Here is a 14,518-nt window from a genome sequence, read left to right as displayed (position 1 = left end):
ACTATACGAACGGTCGTATTATTAGTTTCGATCAGCGTAGCAGTCAACGGAGAACCCCTAGGATCGGGATCGTGGAGAAGGTCGACGGACGGTTGGCGCGGGGTGACCAGACCCGCCGCGCCGTCCTGCGCCGTGCGGTCGACATCGCGTCGGTCGACGGACTCGAGGGGCTGTCGATCGGGCGGCTCGCGACCGAGCTCGGGATCAGCAAGAGCGGGCTGTTCGCGCACTTCGGTTCCAAGGAGGAGCTGCAGCTGGCGACGGTCCGGGCCGCGCGCCGGATCTACGCCGACAACGTGGTGATTCCGGCGTACGAGGTTGAGCCCGGTCTCGGGCGGGTGTGGGCGCTGAGCCGGCACTGGCTGGACTACTCGGCGAGCCGGGTGTTCCCGGGCGGCTGCTTCTTCCAGAAGGTCTCGCACGAGTTCTCGGCACGCGACGGCGCCGTGCACGAGTACCTCGCGTCCGTGCATCACGAGTGGATGGACCTGATCGAGACCGCGGTCAACGAGGCTGTCGAGCGCGGCGAGCTGACGGCCGATCCGGTGCAGCTCGCGTTCGACCTGAACGCGTACTACGAGGCCGCGAACCTCGCGTCGATCCTGCACAACGACGACACGGGCTACGAGCGCGCGCGTCAGGCGGTACGGATCCGGTTGGAGTCGGCGGTCGTTCCGGGTACGCCGGTGCCTTGGTGAGTCGGCAGGTCGCGGTGGCTACGGATCGGTGACGCGAGTAGGACGAGACCGGCCAGCGGTACGCCGGCTGTCGTGATCCAGAGGGCCGGGGTGAGGCCGAGGGTTTGGCCGAGTGTTCCGCCGAGGAGCGCGCCGAGCGGGATGGTGCCGTAGTTGACGAAGGCGTTCGTCGCGGTCAGCCGGCCGAACAGGTCAGGTGGGCAGTAGGACTGCAGGAACGTCGCCTTCACGACATTTCCGCCGACGACGCCGAGGCTGACGCCGAATGCTCCGACCAGATAGAACCACGGGCTCGCGCCGCCCAGCGGGATCAGCAACGCCAGTGTCGGCAGACCCAGTTCGCACAGCAGCAGCGCACGCGCCGTACCGAAACGCATGAACCTGCGGCCGACGAGTGCGCCGAGAACACCGCCGCTGGATGCCGCCGCGATCAGGGTGCCGACCGTGCCCGCTGTGAGCCCGGCTTCGCGGACCAGGAACACGACGACGATCGCCTGGTAGCCCATCAGGGCGAGGTTCGAGACCGCGCCGAAGATCGTCAACGTACGCAGCCAGACGTCGTGCGCGACGAGGTTGATGCCTTCCCGGATCGCCCCGGCCCGCCGAGGTGTGTCCGTACGGCGTTCCCGGAAGCGGATCGCGGCGAGACAACTGAGGGCGACCAGGAAGCTGGCCGCGTCGACGAACAGTGCGTTCGCTGCGCCGGCGAATTGGACGAGGAGACCGCCGCATCCGAGCCCTGCGATCTGTGCGGCCGAGGCGCTGCCGTGGAGTTTCGCGTTGCCCTCGGCGTGATCGGACGGATCCAGAAGCGTTGGGAGATAGGCGGTGTACGCCGTTTGGAAGACGACCGAAGCGGCTCCGACCAGGCCGGCGATGAGCAGGAGGAACTCGATCGTCAGCAGGTCGCCGGCCAGTGGGACCACGGCGAGCAGGAGACCGGAGACGGCCGAGGACGCGAGCATGGGCGGACGTCGGCGGATGCGATCGATCCAGGCGCCGGTGGGCAGGCCGATCAGGAGCCACGGCGCCCAGGCGGCGGCGGTCAGCAGGCCGACCTCGAAGGTCGTTGCGTCGAGCATCGAAATCGCGACCAGCGGGAGTGCCACCGACGAGGTCGCGCTGCCGAACCGGTTGATCGTCTCGCCGATCCAGAACAGGCGGAAGTCGCGATGCGTGCGCAGCAGACTCATGAGCGCCGCGGGAACGACTGCAGCTGGACGATCACGCGCTCGGATCCCTCGACCGGTTCGCTGCCGGTGTAGCGGTCGACGACGGCCCCGATCTCCTCGTTGAGCTTGTGCAACTGGTCCGGGGTCAGTCGCAGGTTGCGCCAGTCCGAGAGACCGGCCGCGTGCTGCCAATCGGCCGGCCAGTCCTCGTCGACGTACGCCCGGACGCGGTCGTAGTATCGCTCCACGAGATCGCGCAGGTAGACGTCGAGCGCCCGCCGCGTCTCCGGGTCGTCGAGGAACTCGGCCGGGTCGAGGACGGTCTGCCCATGGGGGAGCCGCCACCAGCGCTCGCGCTTCGTGCCGCGGCCGGGGTCCTCCTCGAGGTACCCGTGCTCGGCGAGCAGCCGCAGGTGCCAGCTGATCGTGCCGGTGTTCTCGCCGAGTCGCGTCGCCAGCGTGCTCGACGTCGCGGGCCCGTCGAGCTCGATCGCCTCCAGGATGCGCATCCGGAGCGGGTGGGCGAGTCCGCGCAGACTCCGGGCATCGATCCGTCGCATGAATGCAGAGTAATCTCTGCAGAGAAGTCTCTGCAACAAGATTCTGTCGGTGGCTTTTCCTAGGTTGGGGACATGCGGCCTCATGTGGTGGCTCAGCTGGCGGTCTCGCTGGACGGGGTGGCGTCGGGATTCGACGTCGACCTCGCGCGGTTCTATGCGCTGGCGTCGCTGTGGCAGGAGGACGTGACGCTGATCGACGCGGGCACGATCCTCGCCCAGGAGAACGCCGTACTCGCGGCTCCCCGGCGCGGTCCGCGGGCCGAGGGTCCGCTGCTCGCGGTGGTGGACGAGCGAGCCCAGGTCCGCAGCTGGGACTCATTGCGGGAGCTGGGGTACTGGTCAGGCGTCCTCGCGCTGTACGCCGATCAGACGCCGGAGCGCCCGCCCGACGCGACGACCCGTGAGCTGATCTCCGGGTACGACCAGATCGATCTCGTCGAGGTCCTCGACGTCCTGGGGCATCACGGTGTGCAGACCGTGCGCGTCGACACGTCCGGCGTACTGCTCCGGTCCTGCTTGGCGCTCGGCCTGATCGACGAGCTCGCGCTTCTCGTGCACCCGGTGCTGATCGGCGGCGACCGCTGGTACGACACCGGACGCCTCGACCTGCGGCACGCCGGCACCGAGGTGTTCAAGGACGGCGTGATCTGGATGCGTTACTGCGTCACGTCCGCCCGCTGAGGTCGTCGTTGCGGCTCGCCTCGAGCCGGGACCACTGGGAGATCGGCCGTCCGTCCACTGTCAGCCCGCCGCACTCCCAGTCCTGCGGCCAGCCGGCCGGGGAATCCTCGTGCTCCTCCTGACGCCCGTAGACGGTCAGGTCCATCAGCGAATAGCTGTTGTCCATCACCTCGACGCCACGCCGGGTCGTCCACCAGGTCTCGAACACGCGATCGCCGTCGCGGACGTAGGACACCAGGTGCATCATGCCGGTCGTCCGTCCGACGAGGAGCTCGTCGAGCGACGGCAGAGCGGAGTACCACGGCATGGTCCAGCCCATGAAGTCGCGGTAGCGAGCGCTCTCCTCGAACGGCCCTTGGCAGAACACCGCGAACGTGATGTCGCGGGAATGCAGGTACGACAGTTCGCCGACATGGCCGGCGCACCAGGTGCAGCCCTGGCACTGGTCGGCCGCGGGGTGCCCGGGATGCCACATGAAGTAGTACGCGAGGAGCTGCTGACGTCCTTCGAAAGCGTCGAGCAGGGTCAGCGGCCCGTCGGGTCCGGTCAGCTCCAGGTTCCCGTCGACCTCGACCATCGGGAGGCGCCGGCGGTCCGCGGCGAGTGCGTCACCCGCGCGGGTGTGCGCCTTCTCGCGGGCGCGGAGCTCGTCCAGACGAGCCTCGAAGGTGGTGCGGTCGGTGACCTCGGGCAGGGTTCCGTGCGGCATGGTCGAACACGTCCTCTCCGTCGATTCCGTAGTACCCAGGTACGTCGGAGCCGACGCGAGCTCCTTGACACGTGTTCACGGAAATGTCGGTGCTCGCCGCTACTGTGAGCAGTGATGAGGAAGCAGCATGAGTGGTACGACGAGCACGACGCCGAGCGGTGGGTCGCCGAGCCGGTCAAGCGGCCGGGGCGGACCGCGTTCGCTCGTGATCGCGCGCGCGTGCTGCACAGTGCGGCGTTGCGACGGCTGGCGGCGAAGACGCAGGTCGTGACGGCGGGCAGCGACGACTTCGTGCGGAACCGGTTGACGCACAGCCTCGAGGTCGCGCAGATCGGTCGCGAGCTGGCGGCGACGCTCGGCTGCGATCCGGACATCGTGGACGCGGCCTGCCTTTCGCACGATCTCGGGCATCCGCCGTTCGGTCACAATGGCGAGCGCGCGCTGGACCAGGTCGCCGCGGAGATCGGCGGTTTCGAAGGGAACGCGCAGACCCTGCGGCTGCTGACCCGGCTGGAGTCGAAGACGTTCGACGCCGAAGGACGCAGCGTCGGTCTCAACCTGAGTCGGGCGACCCTCGACGCCGCGACGAAGTACCCGTGGCCGCGGCGGCCCGGCGAGCGCAAGTTCGGGGTGTACGACGACGACCTCGCGGTGTTCTCGTGGTTGCGCCAGGGCGTGGGGGAGCGGCGCTGCCTGGAGGCGCAGGTGATGGACTTCGCCGACGACGTGGCGTACTCGGTGCACGACGTCGAGGACGGGATCGTCGCGCACCACATCGATCTCGCCGCGGTCGATGCCGAGCCGGCGCCGTACTGGGAGACGGTCCGGCAGATGTACTTGCCGGAGGCAACCGATGCCGAGCTGGACGAGGGCTGGGCGCGGCTGAAGGCGCTGAATTACTGGCCGCGCGCCGAGTTCGACGACAGCAGGCAGGCGCTGGGTGCGCTCAAGGACGTCACCAGTCAGCTCATCGGGCGGTTCGCGACCGCCGCCGAACAGGCCACGCACGCGGTGTTCGGCCGGTCCCGCCTGATCCGGTACGAGGCCGACCTGGTCGTCCCGGACGGCATTCGCACCGAGATCGGGTTGCTGAAGGGCGTCGGCATGTTCCACGTCCTCAACTCACCGGAACGTCAGGCCCGCCGCGCCACCCAGCGCGAGCTCCTCACCGAGCTCGTCGAGGCGCTGTGGAAGTCCGCTCCACAACACCTCGACGTCCCGTTCAAGGCCGACTTCGCGGAGGCCCCCGACGACGACGCCCGCCTCCGCGTCGTCGTCGACCAGGTGGCCTCCCTCACCGACCCCTCAGCTCTGGCCTGGCACGCGCACCTTCTCGAACGGTAGGTCCAGGCCCAGCTTGTTGATGATGGGTTTGTTGGTGTCGCGGATCTGCTGGAGTTCCGCGTCGGTCAGTGCCCGGCGGTAGACGCGGACCTCGTCGAGGGAGCCGCGGAAACGGTTGACGCCGTCGACGCGCTGGCCGACGTGGATGCCCTGCACACCGAACTCCTTGCCCGCCGTCACCGATCCGGCCGGTGCCGTCGTCGAACCTGCCTCGACACCGTCGACCAGCAGCCGCAACTTCCCGCCGGCCCGCTGCAGTACGACGTGATGCCACTGGTCGTCGTTGTACGCCGACGCCGACTGGACCGTCACGTTGAAACGGTCGACCGACAGCAACGCACGGATCCGCTTGCTCTCCGGCTCCGCCCGCAACCACACCTGCGGCGTACTGCCGGAACCGGTCCGGTACGCCCACAGGATCGCGTGCGTCCCGGTCGTCGCGCCGTACTTGATCCACGCCATCATCGTGAAGTCGTCCGCGCCCAGATCGATCGACCGGTCGAACGGCACCTCGACGTAATCGTCCACGCCGTCCAGCGCGAGCCCGTTCCCGAACTTGCCCGCGGCAACAGTTGCCCCACCCCGCACGTACGCCGGATTGCGCGCCGGCCCGGTGTCGGGCGTCAACGGCCCGGGTGCGGGCGGTCCGGGGATGCCCGGCGGCGTCCCGTTCGGCGTCGACAGGTACGCCTCGTTGAATCGCGCCCAGCGGATCGACTCGTACGGGTTCGCGACGCCGGCCTCGTACAGCAACCCGGTCTCGTCGCCATCCAGCCGGACCATGTCGGAGTACGCCGACGGGCCCCAGTAGAACACCTTCCCCTGCTGCCACGTGCCGAACGATCGCGCCTCGTCGTACGACGACCGCACGGTCATCACCTCACGCGCGGCCGGATGCGCCGGCGCCGAGAACAGGATCCGGTGCTTGTCGTACCGCAGCAGCGACCCTTGTACGTCGGGCATCGCCAGCTTCGGAATCGTCCGGAACGGCGCGTCGAAACTCGCCCCGCCGTCGCTGCTGACCGCGTACGCGCGGTTCCCGGGATCGGTGCCGCGTTCCCGGGCCAGGGCGTAGATCTGCCCGTTGTTGCGCTCGACCACGGTGACTTCTTGCGCGATCACCTTCCCGTCGTCACGAGAGGTGGTCGCCCCGATGTGCCAGGTCTGGCCGGCGTCGTCGGAGTACAGCAGGTGGGTGCCGTAGACATGCGGCCCGACCCCGTCGTACGTCTCGAAGCTGGCGCCGACGATCAGCCGGCCGGCGTGCGGCCCGTGTTCGAGCTGGATGCCGTGCATCGGGCCGGTCGCGTACCAGAAGTTCCAGCTGGGCAGCTTGGCGTCGGTCAGTTCGCGCGGCGCGGTCCAGGTGGTGCCGAAGTCGTCGCTGGTCTGGACGTACGGGTCGCGATCGCAGCCGTTCGTGCACGGCTCCGGATCGTTGTGCGTGGTGACGAGGACAATCCGGCCAGTCTGATTGTCAACAATCGGCACCGGATTGCCGTGCGTGCTGCCGTTGCCCTCCGAGACCACCTGGAGCGGGCCCCAGGTCTTGCCGCCGTCGGTGGACCGCTTCAGCACGATATCGATATCGCCGTCGTCACCGCAGTCCGCGACCCGGCCCTCGGCGAACGCGAGCACCTCGCCGTTCGTCGCGTGCACGACGGCCGGGATCCGGAAGCACGAGTAGCCCTCGGTCTTCTGCTGGAACAGCACGCTGTCGTCGACGAACGGCGCTGTGCCGGCGCTGGCCGGCGGCGCTGTGAGGCTTGTGAACACCAGTAGAGCGGCGGCCGCGAGGCGGCCTGGTGTGAGAACGCGCATGGCTCTCCCAGGGAGGTCATAGGACGTATGATGTCCTGCGACAAGGTAGTCATCCGCGTCGTCGGCGACAAGGGGTCGTGGAGGACTATCGTTTCGGTCATGGCTGATGCAGAGCAGATCGTGATCGTCGGTGCGAGTCTCGCGGGAGCGACCGCGGCCGAGGCCCTCCGGGAGGACGGCTGGAGCGGTGGCATCGTCCTGATCGGCAGTGAACAGTCGCTGCCCTACGAGCGACCACCGTTGTCGAAGGGCGTCCTGCTCGGCAAGGAACAGACCGAGTCGGCGCAACTCCACGACCAGCAGTGGTACGACGACAACAGCATCGACCTGCGCCTCGGCGCGACGGTCACCGCGATCGATCCGGCCGCGCACACGGTCACGCTCGACGACGGCTCCCAGGTGTCCTACTCGAAGCTCCTGATCGCGACGGGCAGCCGCGTCCGCAAGCTCGACGTACCGGGGGCGGATCTGCCGGGTGTGCACTACCTGCGGACGGCCGAGGAGTCACAGGCGCTGACCGACGCGTACGCCGCGAAGCCGCGGGTCGTCGTGGTGGGCGCCGGGTGGATCGGGCTCGAGGCGGCGTCGGCTGCGCGTGAGCGCGGGTGCGAGGTGACGGTCGTCGAGCCGCAGTCCACCGCGCTGGCCGGAGTACTCGGCGAAGAGGTCGGTGACCTGTTCGCCGAGTTCCACCGGCAGCACGGGGTGCAGTTCCGGTTCGGGACCGGTGTTGAGGGTTTCGAGGGGACAGACAAGGTCACCGGGGTTCGCGTGCAGGGCGGTGAGGTGATTCCGGCGGACCTGGTGGTGGTCGGGGTCGGCGTCCAGCCGAACACCGAGCTGGCCGAGGCGGCCGGTATCGAGGTCGCGACGCGCGAGAACGGCTCCGGCATCGTCGCCGGCGCGGACCTGCAGAGCTCGGTCGCGGACGTCTACGCCGCCGGTGACGTGGTCCGCTGGGACCACCCGCTGTTCGGGCGGTTCGTCCGGGTCGAGCACTGGCAGAACGCGAAGGACACCGGCAAGTCCGCCGCGAAGGCGATGCTCGGGCAGGACGTGGCGCACGACGCGATCCCGTTCTTCTTCACCGACCAGTTCGACCTCGGCATGGAGTACGCCGGGGACATCCCGCGCGGAACGTCGTACCAGGTCGTCCTGCGCGGCGACCCGAAATCCGGCGCCTACGTGGCGTTCTGGCTGTCCGACGACCACAAGGTCCTGGCCGGTATGCACGTCAACACCTGGGGCGCGATCGACGCGGTCCAGAGCCTCATCCGCTCCGGCAAGGAGGTCGACCCGGCCCGCCTGGCCGACACCTCGGTGGACCTCGCGGAGGTCTAGAGCGGGTAGGTCACGTACGCGAAGGACGCGCTGTCCGGCGACCAGCTCGGTACGTTCATCGTGCCCTGGCCGCCGAACAGGCTCGTCAGTTCGCGGATCTCGCCGTCCTTCAGGAGCAGCCGCAGGCGGACGTCGTCGATGTCGGCCGGATGTCCCTCGGTGCCGGGCGGGAAGCTGACGTACGCGATCGCCGACCCGTCCGGCGCCGGGTGCGGGAACCAGTTCACCCGCTCGTCGTCGGTCAGCTGCTCGACGTGACCGTCCCGGATCCGGAACAGCTGGGCCTGCCCGGCGCGCTCCGAGTTGAAGTAGATCCACTCGCCGTCCGGTCCGTACTCCGACCCGTCGTCGGCGAACTCGTCGTCGGTCACCCGGACGTCGGCGCCGCCCGCGGCCGGGATCGTCCACACGTTGGTGATCCGCTGCTCGCCGACCCACTCCAGCCCGATGTACGCGAGCGTCGTACCGTCCGGCGACACCCCGTGCAGGTAGTGGTGGAACCCTTCGCCGCGATCGTTCGTCACCCGGCAGCCGGGTCCGCCGTCGATCGGTACGGCGTAGATGTGCCCGTCGTTCGCCGATACGTAGACGGTTCGCCCGTCCGGACTCACCACGTGATCGTTGTTGATCGGTGGTACGCCGCCGAGCTCGATCTCCTCGAGTTCGTCAGCCACCCGGAACAGCAGTCCGTTGCCGTTGACAACCAGAGTGCCGTCGGGGAGCCAGTTCGGCGCCTCGAACAGGACGTCGTCCGAGCTGAACACCAGGCGGTGCGTGCCGGTCGCGACGTCGACGACGTACAGCTCGGACCGCTGACCTGGGCGAAGGGTACGTGGCATACCCGTCAACCTACGTGATCCGCCCGGCTAGACTCGCGGGGTGGCAGGCCGGATCAAGGAAGAGGACATCGCGCTGGTGCGCGAGCGCGCCCGGATCGACGACGTCGTCGGCTCGTACGTGACCTTGAAGAACGCCGGCGGGGGCAACCTGAAGGGCCTCTGCCCGTTCCACGACGAGAAGTCGCCGTCCTTCAACGTCACCCCGTCCCGCGGATTCTTCTACTGCTTCGGCTGCCAAGAGGGCGGCGACGTCATCGATTTCGTCCAGAAGGTCGACCAGATCACCTTCTCCGAGGCCGTCGAGACGCTGGCCTCGAAAGTCGGCATCCAGCTGCGGTACGAGGACTCCGGCGCGCCGGTGCAGCGCGGTCCGGGCAACCAGCGGCCGCGGCTCGTGGAGGCGCACAAGGTCGCGGCCGAGTTCTACGTCGACAACCTGTTCGGGGCGGCCGAGGCGTCGATCGGGCGGCAGTTCCTGGACAAGCGCGGCTTCGACAAGGACGCCGCGGTCCGGTTCGGCGTCGGATTCTCGCCGCGGGGCGGCGAGGCTCTGGTGGCGCATCTCCGCGGTCGTGGTTTCACGAACGCCGAGCTGGTCGCGTCAGGCCTGGCCGCCGACGGGCAGCGCGGGCTGTACGACCGGTTCCGCGGCCGGCTGATGTGGCCGATCCGGGACGCGTCGTCGGACGTCATCGGGTTCGGAGCGCGCCGGCTGTTCGACGACGACCGGATCGAAGCGAAGTACCTGAACACCCCCGAGACGCCGATCTACAAGAAGTCCAAGGTCCTGTACGGCGTGGATCTCGCCCGCCGGGAGATCGCGAAGGGCCGGCAGGCCGTCGTCGTCGAGGGCTACACCGACGTGATGGCCTGTCATCTCGCGGGCGTGCAGACCGCGGTCGCCACCTGCGGTACGTCGTTCGGCGACGATCACGCGCGGGTGCTGCGGCAGCTGCTGCTCGACCACGACCAGTTCCGCGGCGAGGTGATCTTCACGTTCGACGGCGATGCCGCCGGCCAGCGCGCGGCGGTCAAGGCCTTCGAAGGTGACCAGGCGTTCGCCGCGCAGACGTACGTCGCGGTCGAGCCGGACGGGCTGGATCCGTGCGACCTGCGGCTGCAGAAGGGCGATGCCGCGGTCCGGGAGCTGATCGGGCGACGCGTACCGCTGTACCGGTTCGTGCTCGGGAACGTGCTGTCGAAGTACGACCTGGACCGCGCCGACACCCGGATCGACGCGCTGCGGGACGCGGCGCGGCTGGTGATCAGCATCCGCGACCGGTCGAAGGTGGACGCGTTCACGCGCGAGCTCGCCGGGCATCTCGGGATGGACGAGGACCAGGTCCGGTCCGAGGTCTACAAGGCGGCGTCGCGGCAGACCTCGACATCGGGGAAGGTGCAGGTCCAAGCGCAGGCGGCTGTGGCTTCGGGCGATGCGTCGCAGCCGGTGGTCCGGCGTACCGAGATCCCGTCGCCGCGGGACCAGCGGTTCGTGATCGAGTGGGACGTGCTGAAGGTCGCGATGCAGCATCCGGCGCTGGTCGGGGTCGCGTTCGACGAGCTCGACGACCACGACTTCACGCATCCGTGGCTGGGCGCGATCCGGGCCGCGATGGCGAAGATCGGCGGGCCGTCCGCCGCGCCACCCGGTGAAGCCTGGGTGGTCGCCGTTCGCGATGCCATCGGGAACGACCCGGCGGCCGCGGTCGTCGGTGCGCTGGCCGTGGATCCGCTGCGGCTGGGGCGGGAGCCCGACGAGCCGTATGCGCTCGCGTTGCTGGCGCGACTGCAGGAGCTGACCTGCGCGCGCCGCATCCAGGACCTGAAGTCGAAGCTGCAGCGGACGAACCCGATCGAGCGCGCGGACGAGTACAACCGGATGTTCGGCGAACTCATCGCGCTCGAGGCCTACAAGGCCGAACTCCGCAACCGCGCCATCTCCGGCGCGATCTAGCTCTCTTTCAGATGTGAGACCAGCTTCGCCGTTTGGTCCGTGTACTCGGTGGCGAACTCCTCGCTGTCGGGGTCGAGCCCCAGGGCGCGGGCGATCTGCGGGAACACCACCGGCGCGGAGGCGAGGCCGAACAGCGCGAGCGCGGCATGCCTCGGATCGAGGTCGACGGCGAGCTCACCGAGGGCCTGCCGGCGCGTGATGTCCTCGACCATCTCCCTGAACCGCGCGCGCTGGCCCTCCTCGTCCTGGTTGTCGGGGATCCGCTCAACCGCCTGGCGGACGAGCATCCGGAGCATGTCCGGCTGTGCCATCGCGGCGCCCGCGTAGGCCCCGACGACGTCGCCCAAGGATTCCGCGTCCGCGGTGAGCTCCGGCTCGCCGGCCCGCCAGCGGTCGGCGACCGCACGGTACAGCCCCTCCTTGCCGCCGAAGTAGTACGAGATCAGTTGCTTGTTGACGCCTGCCCGGGCGGCGATCTCGCTGACCCGCGCCCCGCTGAATCCGTGCGCGCCGAACTCGACCACCGCCGCGTCCAGCAACTGCTGCTTGCTGCGCTCGGGGTCACGTTGCCGCTGCTCAGGATCCGGTGATCGCCGCACGAAAATCATCCTAGCGGACTTCCATCCGGCGTGCTAACTTAATCAACCAGATGGATGACAAAGTTTGCCGAGCGGATGATTGGAGTCGGAGATGAAGGTCGCGATCATGGGTGCCGGGATCGGTGGGCTGGTATTGGCGCAGGGGTTGCTCGAGGCGGGCGTGGACGTCACGGTGTTCGAGCGCGATCCCTCCCCGCAGTACCGCAAGCAGGGCTACCGGATCCACATCAGCTCGGTCGGGGAGGAGGCGCTGGCCGCGATGCTTCCGGACGCGGTGCGGCGCCGGGTGATCGCCACGGCGACGCAGCCGGGTGACCTGGTGGCGGGCTTCGACGCCCAGCTGAACCAGCAGTTCGAGCAGGTGTTCCCGATCGCCGGTCCGGACGCGGTGACCTCGGTGGATCGGTATGCGTTCCGCCGCGCGTTGATGACCGGGCTCGACGACGTGCTGCAGTTCGGCAAGCAGTTCGCGTCGTACGTCGAGACGCCCGACGGAGTCGAGATCGCCTTCGCGGACGGGACTTCCGCGGTCGCCGACGTGCTGGTCGGCGCGGACGGTGTCGGTTCGCGCGTGCGTGCCCAGTTGGTGCCGGAGCTCGACGTGCTGGACATCGGGGTGCGCTGCATCTATGGGAAGGTGCCGCTCACACCGGCCGTTCGCGAGACGGCGCCCGAAGCCTTCCTGCGCGGGTTCTGCTTCGCCAGCGACGGCGCCGGTCTCGGCGCGGCGTTCGCGCCGGTGATGTTCCGGGAGCCGCCCGCGGAGTACGGTGACTATTTGATGGCGGTGCTGACCGGGACGAACGCGGTGCTCGGCGCGTCGGACGACGAGCTGTTCGCGATGAGCCCGGCTGAGCTGTGGGCGATCGTGGAGCGATCCGTGGCCGACTGGCATCCGACGGTCCGCGAGCTCGTCGATGCGGGGGAGCCCGGCGCGTCGTTCCCGATCACGCTGCGGACCTGCATCACGGTTCCGTCCTGGTCCTCCTTGCGCGTGACCTTGCTCGGTGACGCCGTGCACCCGATGACCCCGGCCGCGGGCGCCGGCGCCAACACGGCGTTGTGGGACGCCGCACGACTGACCCGCGCACTGACCTCGGACCAGGACCTCGTGACGTACCAGCAGGACGTGATCGCCAACTCCCAGCCGATCGTGACCGAGTCCCTGCACAACGCCGAGCGCATGTTCAAGGTCGCGATCTGAGCCGCTCCCGCAACCGGTCCTGTACGTCGGGCAGCCGCTCGAGCATGACCAGCGCGGTCTCGTGACGAGCCCGGGCGTAGAGCTCGAGCGACGGGGTGACGGCGGAGGGATCATCGAGCGGTTCGGCCAGCGGGTACGTCGACGCGAGCGTGTAGGCGCACCCCGTGGCGACCGAGGACACGAGGTCGTCGACATGCGCCGCGGGATGCTCGCCGCGATACGCGAGCAGTAGGTCGGCGAGCCCGTCGATCCAGTCGTCGCCGAGCATCACGGTGCGCGGGTCGCAGCCGATCCGGGCGATCTCCCACGCGATGAAGCGCGGGCTCGGTGGTTGGAAGTCGATCACGGCGGCGACCTCGTCGCCGCGCAGCATCAGATTCGGAGAGGCGAGATCACCATGAACGATCTGCACCGTCAGGACCGGCAGTTCCGCCAGGATCGCGCTGGCCCGATCGAGCAGTCCCCGGCGCTCCTTGGCGGCCTCCCAGGCCCACTGCTCGAACGGGCGGAGCCGTGTGTGACTGGCGTACCCGTCGATGATCCGGTCGAAGGATCGCGGCGCCTTGCTGACATCGCGCACGCCGACGGCCGGTTGCCTCGTCGGCGGCGCCGCCGGATGTTCGGCCAACCGTCGATGCAGCCTGCCCAGCACGGTGCCGACCGCCTGCCAGCGGGCACCGGCGAGTCCGCCCTCAGCCGTCTCGCCGTCGACGAATTCCCACAACGACATCGGCACCCGCGCACACAGCACGTCACGGTCGAGAGTGCGCCGTACGGCCGGCACCGGGACCTCACCGTCGCGGGCGAACTCCGTCAGTTCGATCGCCGCGCGCTCGCGCTCGAGGTCGCCGCGGTAGATCTTGGCGAACCACCGCCGGCCGTTCTCGTCGACGACGCGGTAGTTGACGGTGTTGGTGCCGGCGAGGATGTGGTGCAGTTCGGCGGCGTGGACGCCGTACGCATCGCGCAGGGCGTCCGCGATGTCAGTCAGGATCGTTTCCCCTCAAACCGTCGACCGCCTCGCGCAGGACATCCGCATGGCCTGTGTGTTTGAGGTACTCCTCGAGCAGGTCGATCGCGAACCGCCGGCGGTTCGATGTCCAGGCCGGGTCGGGGTCCTCGACCAGGACGTCCAGGCCGCCGTCCGCACTCAGTTGCTGCCACGCGGCGCGGGAGCGCGCGGCAGCGGCGTACCAGAGCGCGTAGAGCTCGTCCGGGTCGTCGGTGACCGCGGATTCCCAAGTCCACCGGTCGTTCTCGACCCAGCTGCGGGTGTCCCACGGCGGAGCGAGAGGCTTGTTGGCGGCCCGTCCGGTGAAGCCGTCCTCGACGAAAGACATGTGCTTGATCAGTCCCGCGAGCGTCATCGTCGACGGTGGATGCGTCTGCCGAAGTTGCTCGGCGGTGAGCCCACCGGTCTTCCACGCGAACTGCCGCCGTACCCGGTCCAACGCGAACTGCAGCGTCTCCACCTCGGTGCCCCGCGGGCAATGCTCGATCGGCAGATCTTTCCAGTCCATGGCCACCCCTTCGTCGACGGCGATCGTGTGAGGCAGGCCCAGCATGCCGTACCCGACGGACCACAGCCCGTGCCAG

At 68.9% G+C, this 14,518-nt stretch carries 14 protein-coding genes; 6 read left to right on the top strand and 8 right to left on the bottom strand.

Going from position 1 to position 14,518, the window contains the following annotated elements; genetic code table 11:
- The first annotated feature begins 71 nt into the window (after nt 1-71).
- Nucleotides 72-698 carry a TetR/AcrR family transcriptional regulator gene (locus E0H92_RS18925; RefSeq protein WP_238152723.1) on the top strand — a complete coding sequence of 209 codons (627 nt, stop codon included), beginning with the start codon at nt 72-74 and terminating at the stop codon, nt 696-698.
- On the opposite strand, the gene E0H92_RS18920 is transcribed toward E0H92_RS18925, so the two are convergent.
- Together E0H92_RS18920 and E0H92_RS18915 are read right to left on the bottom strand one after the other, a co-directional pair.
- Nucleotides 638-1,891: an MFS transporter gene (locus tag E0H92_RS18920; RefSeq protein ID WP_131497103.1), complete on the bottom strand. Its 1,254-nt coding sequence runs from the start codon at nt 1,889-1,891 to the stop codon at nt 638-640. The two genes, E0H92_RS18925 and E0H92_RS18920, sit on opposite strands and share 61 nt — an antisense overlap.
- A complete protein-coding gene (locus E0H92_RS18915; RefSeq protein WP_131462348.1) occupies nt 1,888-2,430 on the bottom strand; it encodes a winged helix-turn-helix domain-containing protein in 543 nt (180 codons plus the stop codon). Before E0H92_RS18915 ends, E0H92_RS18920 begins: the two co-directional genes overlap by 4 nt.
- 72 nt (nt 2,431-2,502) lie before the next feature.
- Between E0H92_RS18915 and E0H92_RS18910 the strand changes: the two genes are divergently transcribed.
- Nucleotides 2,503-3,111, top strand: coding sequence for a dihydrofolate reductase family protein (locus tag E0H92_RS18910; protein WP_131497102.1), 609 nt, complete (start codon nt 2,503-2,505; stop codon nt 3,109-3,111).
- On the opposite strand, the gene E0H92_RS18905 is transcribed toward E0H92_RS18910, so the two are convergent.
- Nucleotides 3,095-3,820 (bottom strand): DUF899 family protein, encoded by a 726-nt coding sequence (locus tag E0H92_RS18905; protein ID WP_131462350.1) that lies wholly within the window; start codon nt 3,818-3,820, stop codon nt 3,095-3,097. The two genes, E0H92_RS18910 and E0H92_RS18905, sit on opposite strands and share 17 nt — an antisense overlap.
- 114 nt (nt 3,821-3,934) lie before the next feature.
- Between E0H92_RS18905 and E0H92_RS18900 the strand changes: the two genes are divergently transcribed.
- Nucleotides 3,935-5,164, top strand: a complete 1,230-nt coding sequence (locus E0H92_RS18900; RefSeq protein ID WP_131462351.1) for a deoxyguanosinetriphosphate triphosphohydrolase — start codon at nt 3,935-3,937, stop codon at nt 5,162-5,164.
- Here the strand turns inward: E0H92_RS18900 and E0H92_RS18895 are convergent.
- A complete protein-coding gene (locus tag E0H92_RS18895) occupies nt 5,126-6,985 on the bottom strand; it encodes a sialidase family protein (protein WP_131497101.1) in 1,860 nt (619 codons plus the stop codon). The genes E0H92_RS18900 and E0H92_RS18895 overlap by 39 nt on opposite strands.
- A 99-nt stretch (nt 6,986-7,084) precedes the next feature.
- Here E0H92_RS18895 and E0H92_RS18890 point away from each other — a divergent pair, with 99 nt between their 5' ends.
- Nucleotides 7,085-8,326, top strand: coding sequence for an NAD(P)/FAD-dependent oxidoreductase (locus tag E0H92_RS18890; RefSeq protein WP_131497100.1), 1,242 nt, complete (start codon nt 7,085-7,087; stop codon nt 8,324-8,326).
- Here E0H92_RS18890 and E0H92_RS18885 read toward each other — a convergent pair.
- Nucleotides 8,323-9,165: a TolB family protein gene (locus tag E0H92_RS18885; RefSeq protein WP_131462354.1), complete on the bottom strand. Its 843-nt coding sequence runs from the start codon at nt 9,163-9,165 to the stop codon at nt 8,323-8,325. The genes E0H92_RS18890 and E0H92_RS18885 overlap by 4 nt on opposite strands.
- A gap of 40 nt (nt 9,166-9,205) precedes the next feature.
- On the opposite strand from E0H92_RS18885, the gene dnaG reads away from it, so the two are divergent.
- Entirely contained in the window at nt 9,206-11,119 is a 1,914-nt protein-coding gene (dnaG, locus tag E0H92_RS18880) for a DNA primase (protein WP_131497099.1), read from the top strand.
- On the opposite strand, the gene E0H92_RS18875 is transcribed toward dnaG, so the two are convergent.
- Complete coding sequence (locus E0H92_RS18875; RefSeq protein ID WP_202873682.1) at nt 11,116-11,718, bottom strand: TetR/AcrR family transcriptional regulator; 603 nt, start codon at nt 11,716-11,718, stop codon at nt 11,116-11,118. The two genes, dnaG and E0H92_RS18875, sit on opposite strands and share 4 nt — an antisense overlap.
- Before the next feature lie 91 nt (nt 11,719-11,809).
- On the opposite strand from E0H92_RS18875, the gene E0H92_RS18870 reads away from it, so the two are divergent.
- On the top strand, nt 11,810-12,922 hold the full coding sequence (locus tag E0H92_RS18870; RefSeq protein WP_131497097.1) for an FAD-dependent oxidoreductase: 1,113 nt from the start codon (nt 11,810-11,812) through the stop codon (nt 12,920-12,922).
- Here E0H92_RS18870 and E0H92_RS18865 read toward each other — a convergent pair.
- Together E0H92_RS18865 and E0H92_RS18860 are read right to left on the bottom strand one after the other, a co-directional pair.
- Nucleotides 12,906-13,850, bottom strand: coding sequence for a phosphotransferase enzyme family protein (locus E0H92_RS18865; protein WP_238173527.1), 945 nt, complete (start codon nt 13,848-13,850; stop codon nt 12,906-12,908). The genes E0H92_RS18870 and E0H92_RS18865 overlap by 17 nt on opposite strands.
- Before the next feature lie 55 nt (nt 13,851-13,905).
- Nucleotides 13,906-14,442: a mycothiol transferase gene (locus E0H92_RS18860; RefSeq protein ID WP_131497095.1), complete on the bottom strand. Its 537-nt coding sequence runs from the start codon at nt 14,440-14,442 to the stop codon at nt 13,906-13,908.
- Nucleotides 14,443-14,518: the final 76 nt, after the last annotated feature.

It is taken from the genome of Kribbella speibonae, from assembly GCF_004331375.1.
Taxonomy (GTDB): domain Bacteria; phylum Actinomycetota; class Actinomycetes; order Propionibacteriales; family Kribbellaceae; genus Kribbella; species Kribbella sindirgiensis.
Note: the sequence above shows the minus strand (reverse complement) of the source record. Positions and strands in the feature narration are given on the sequence as shown.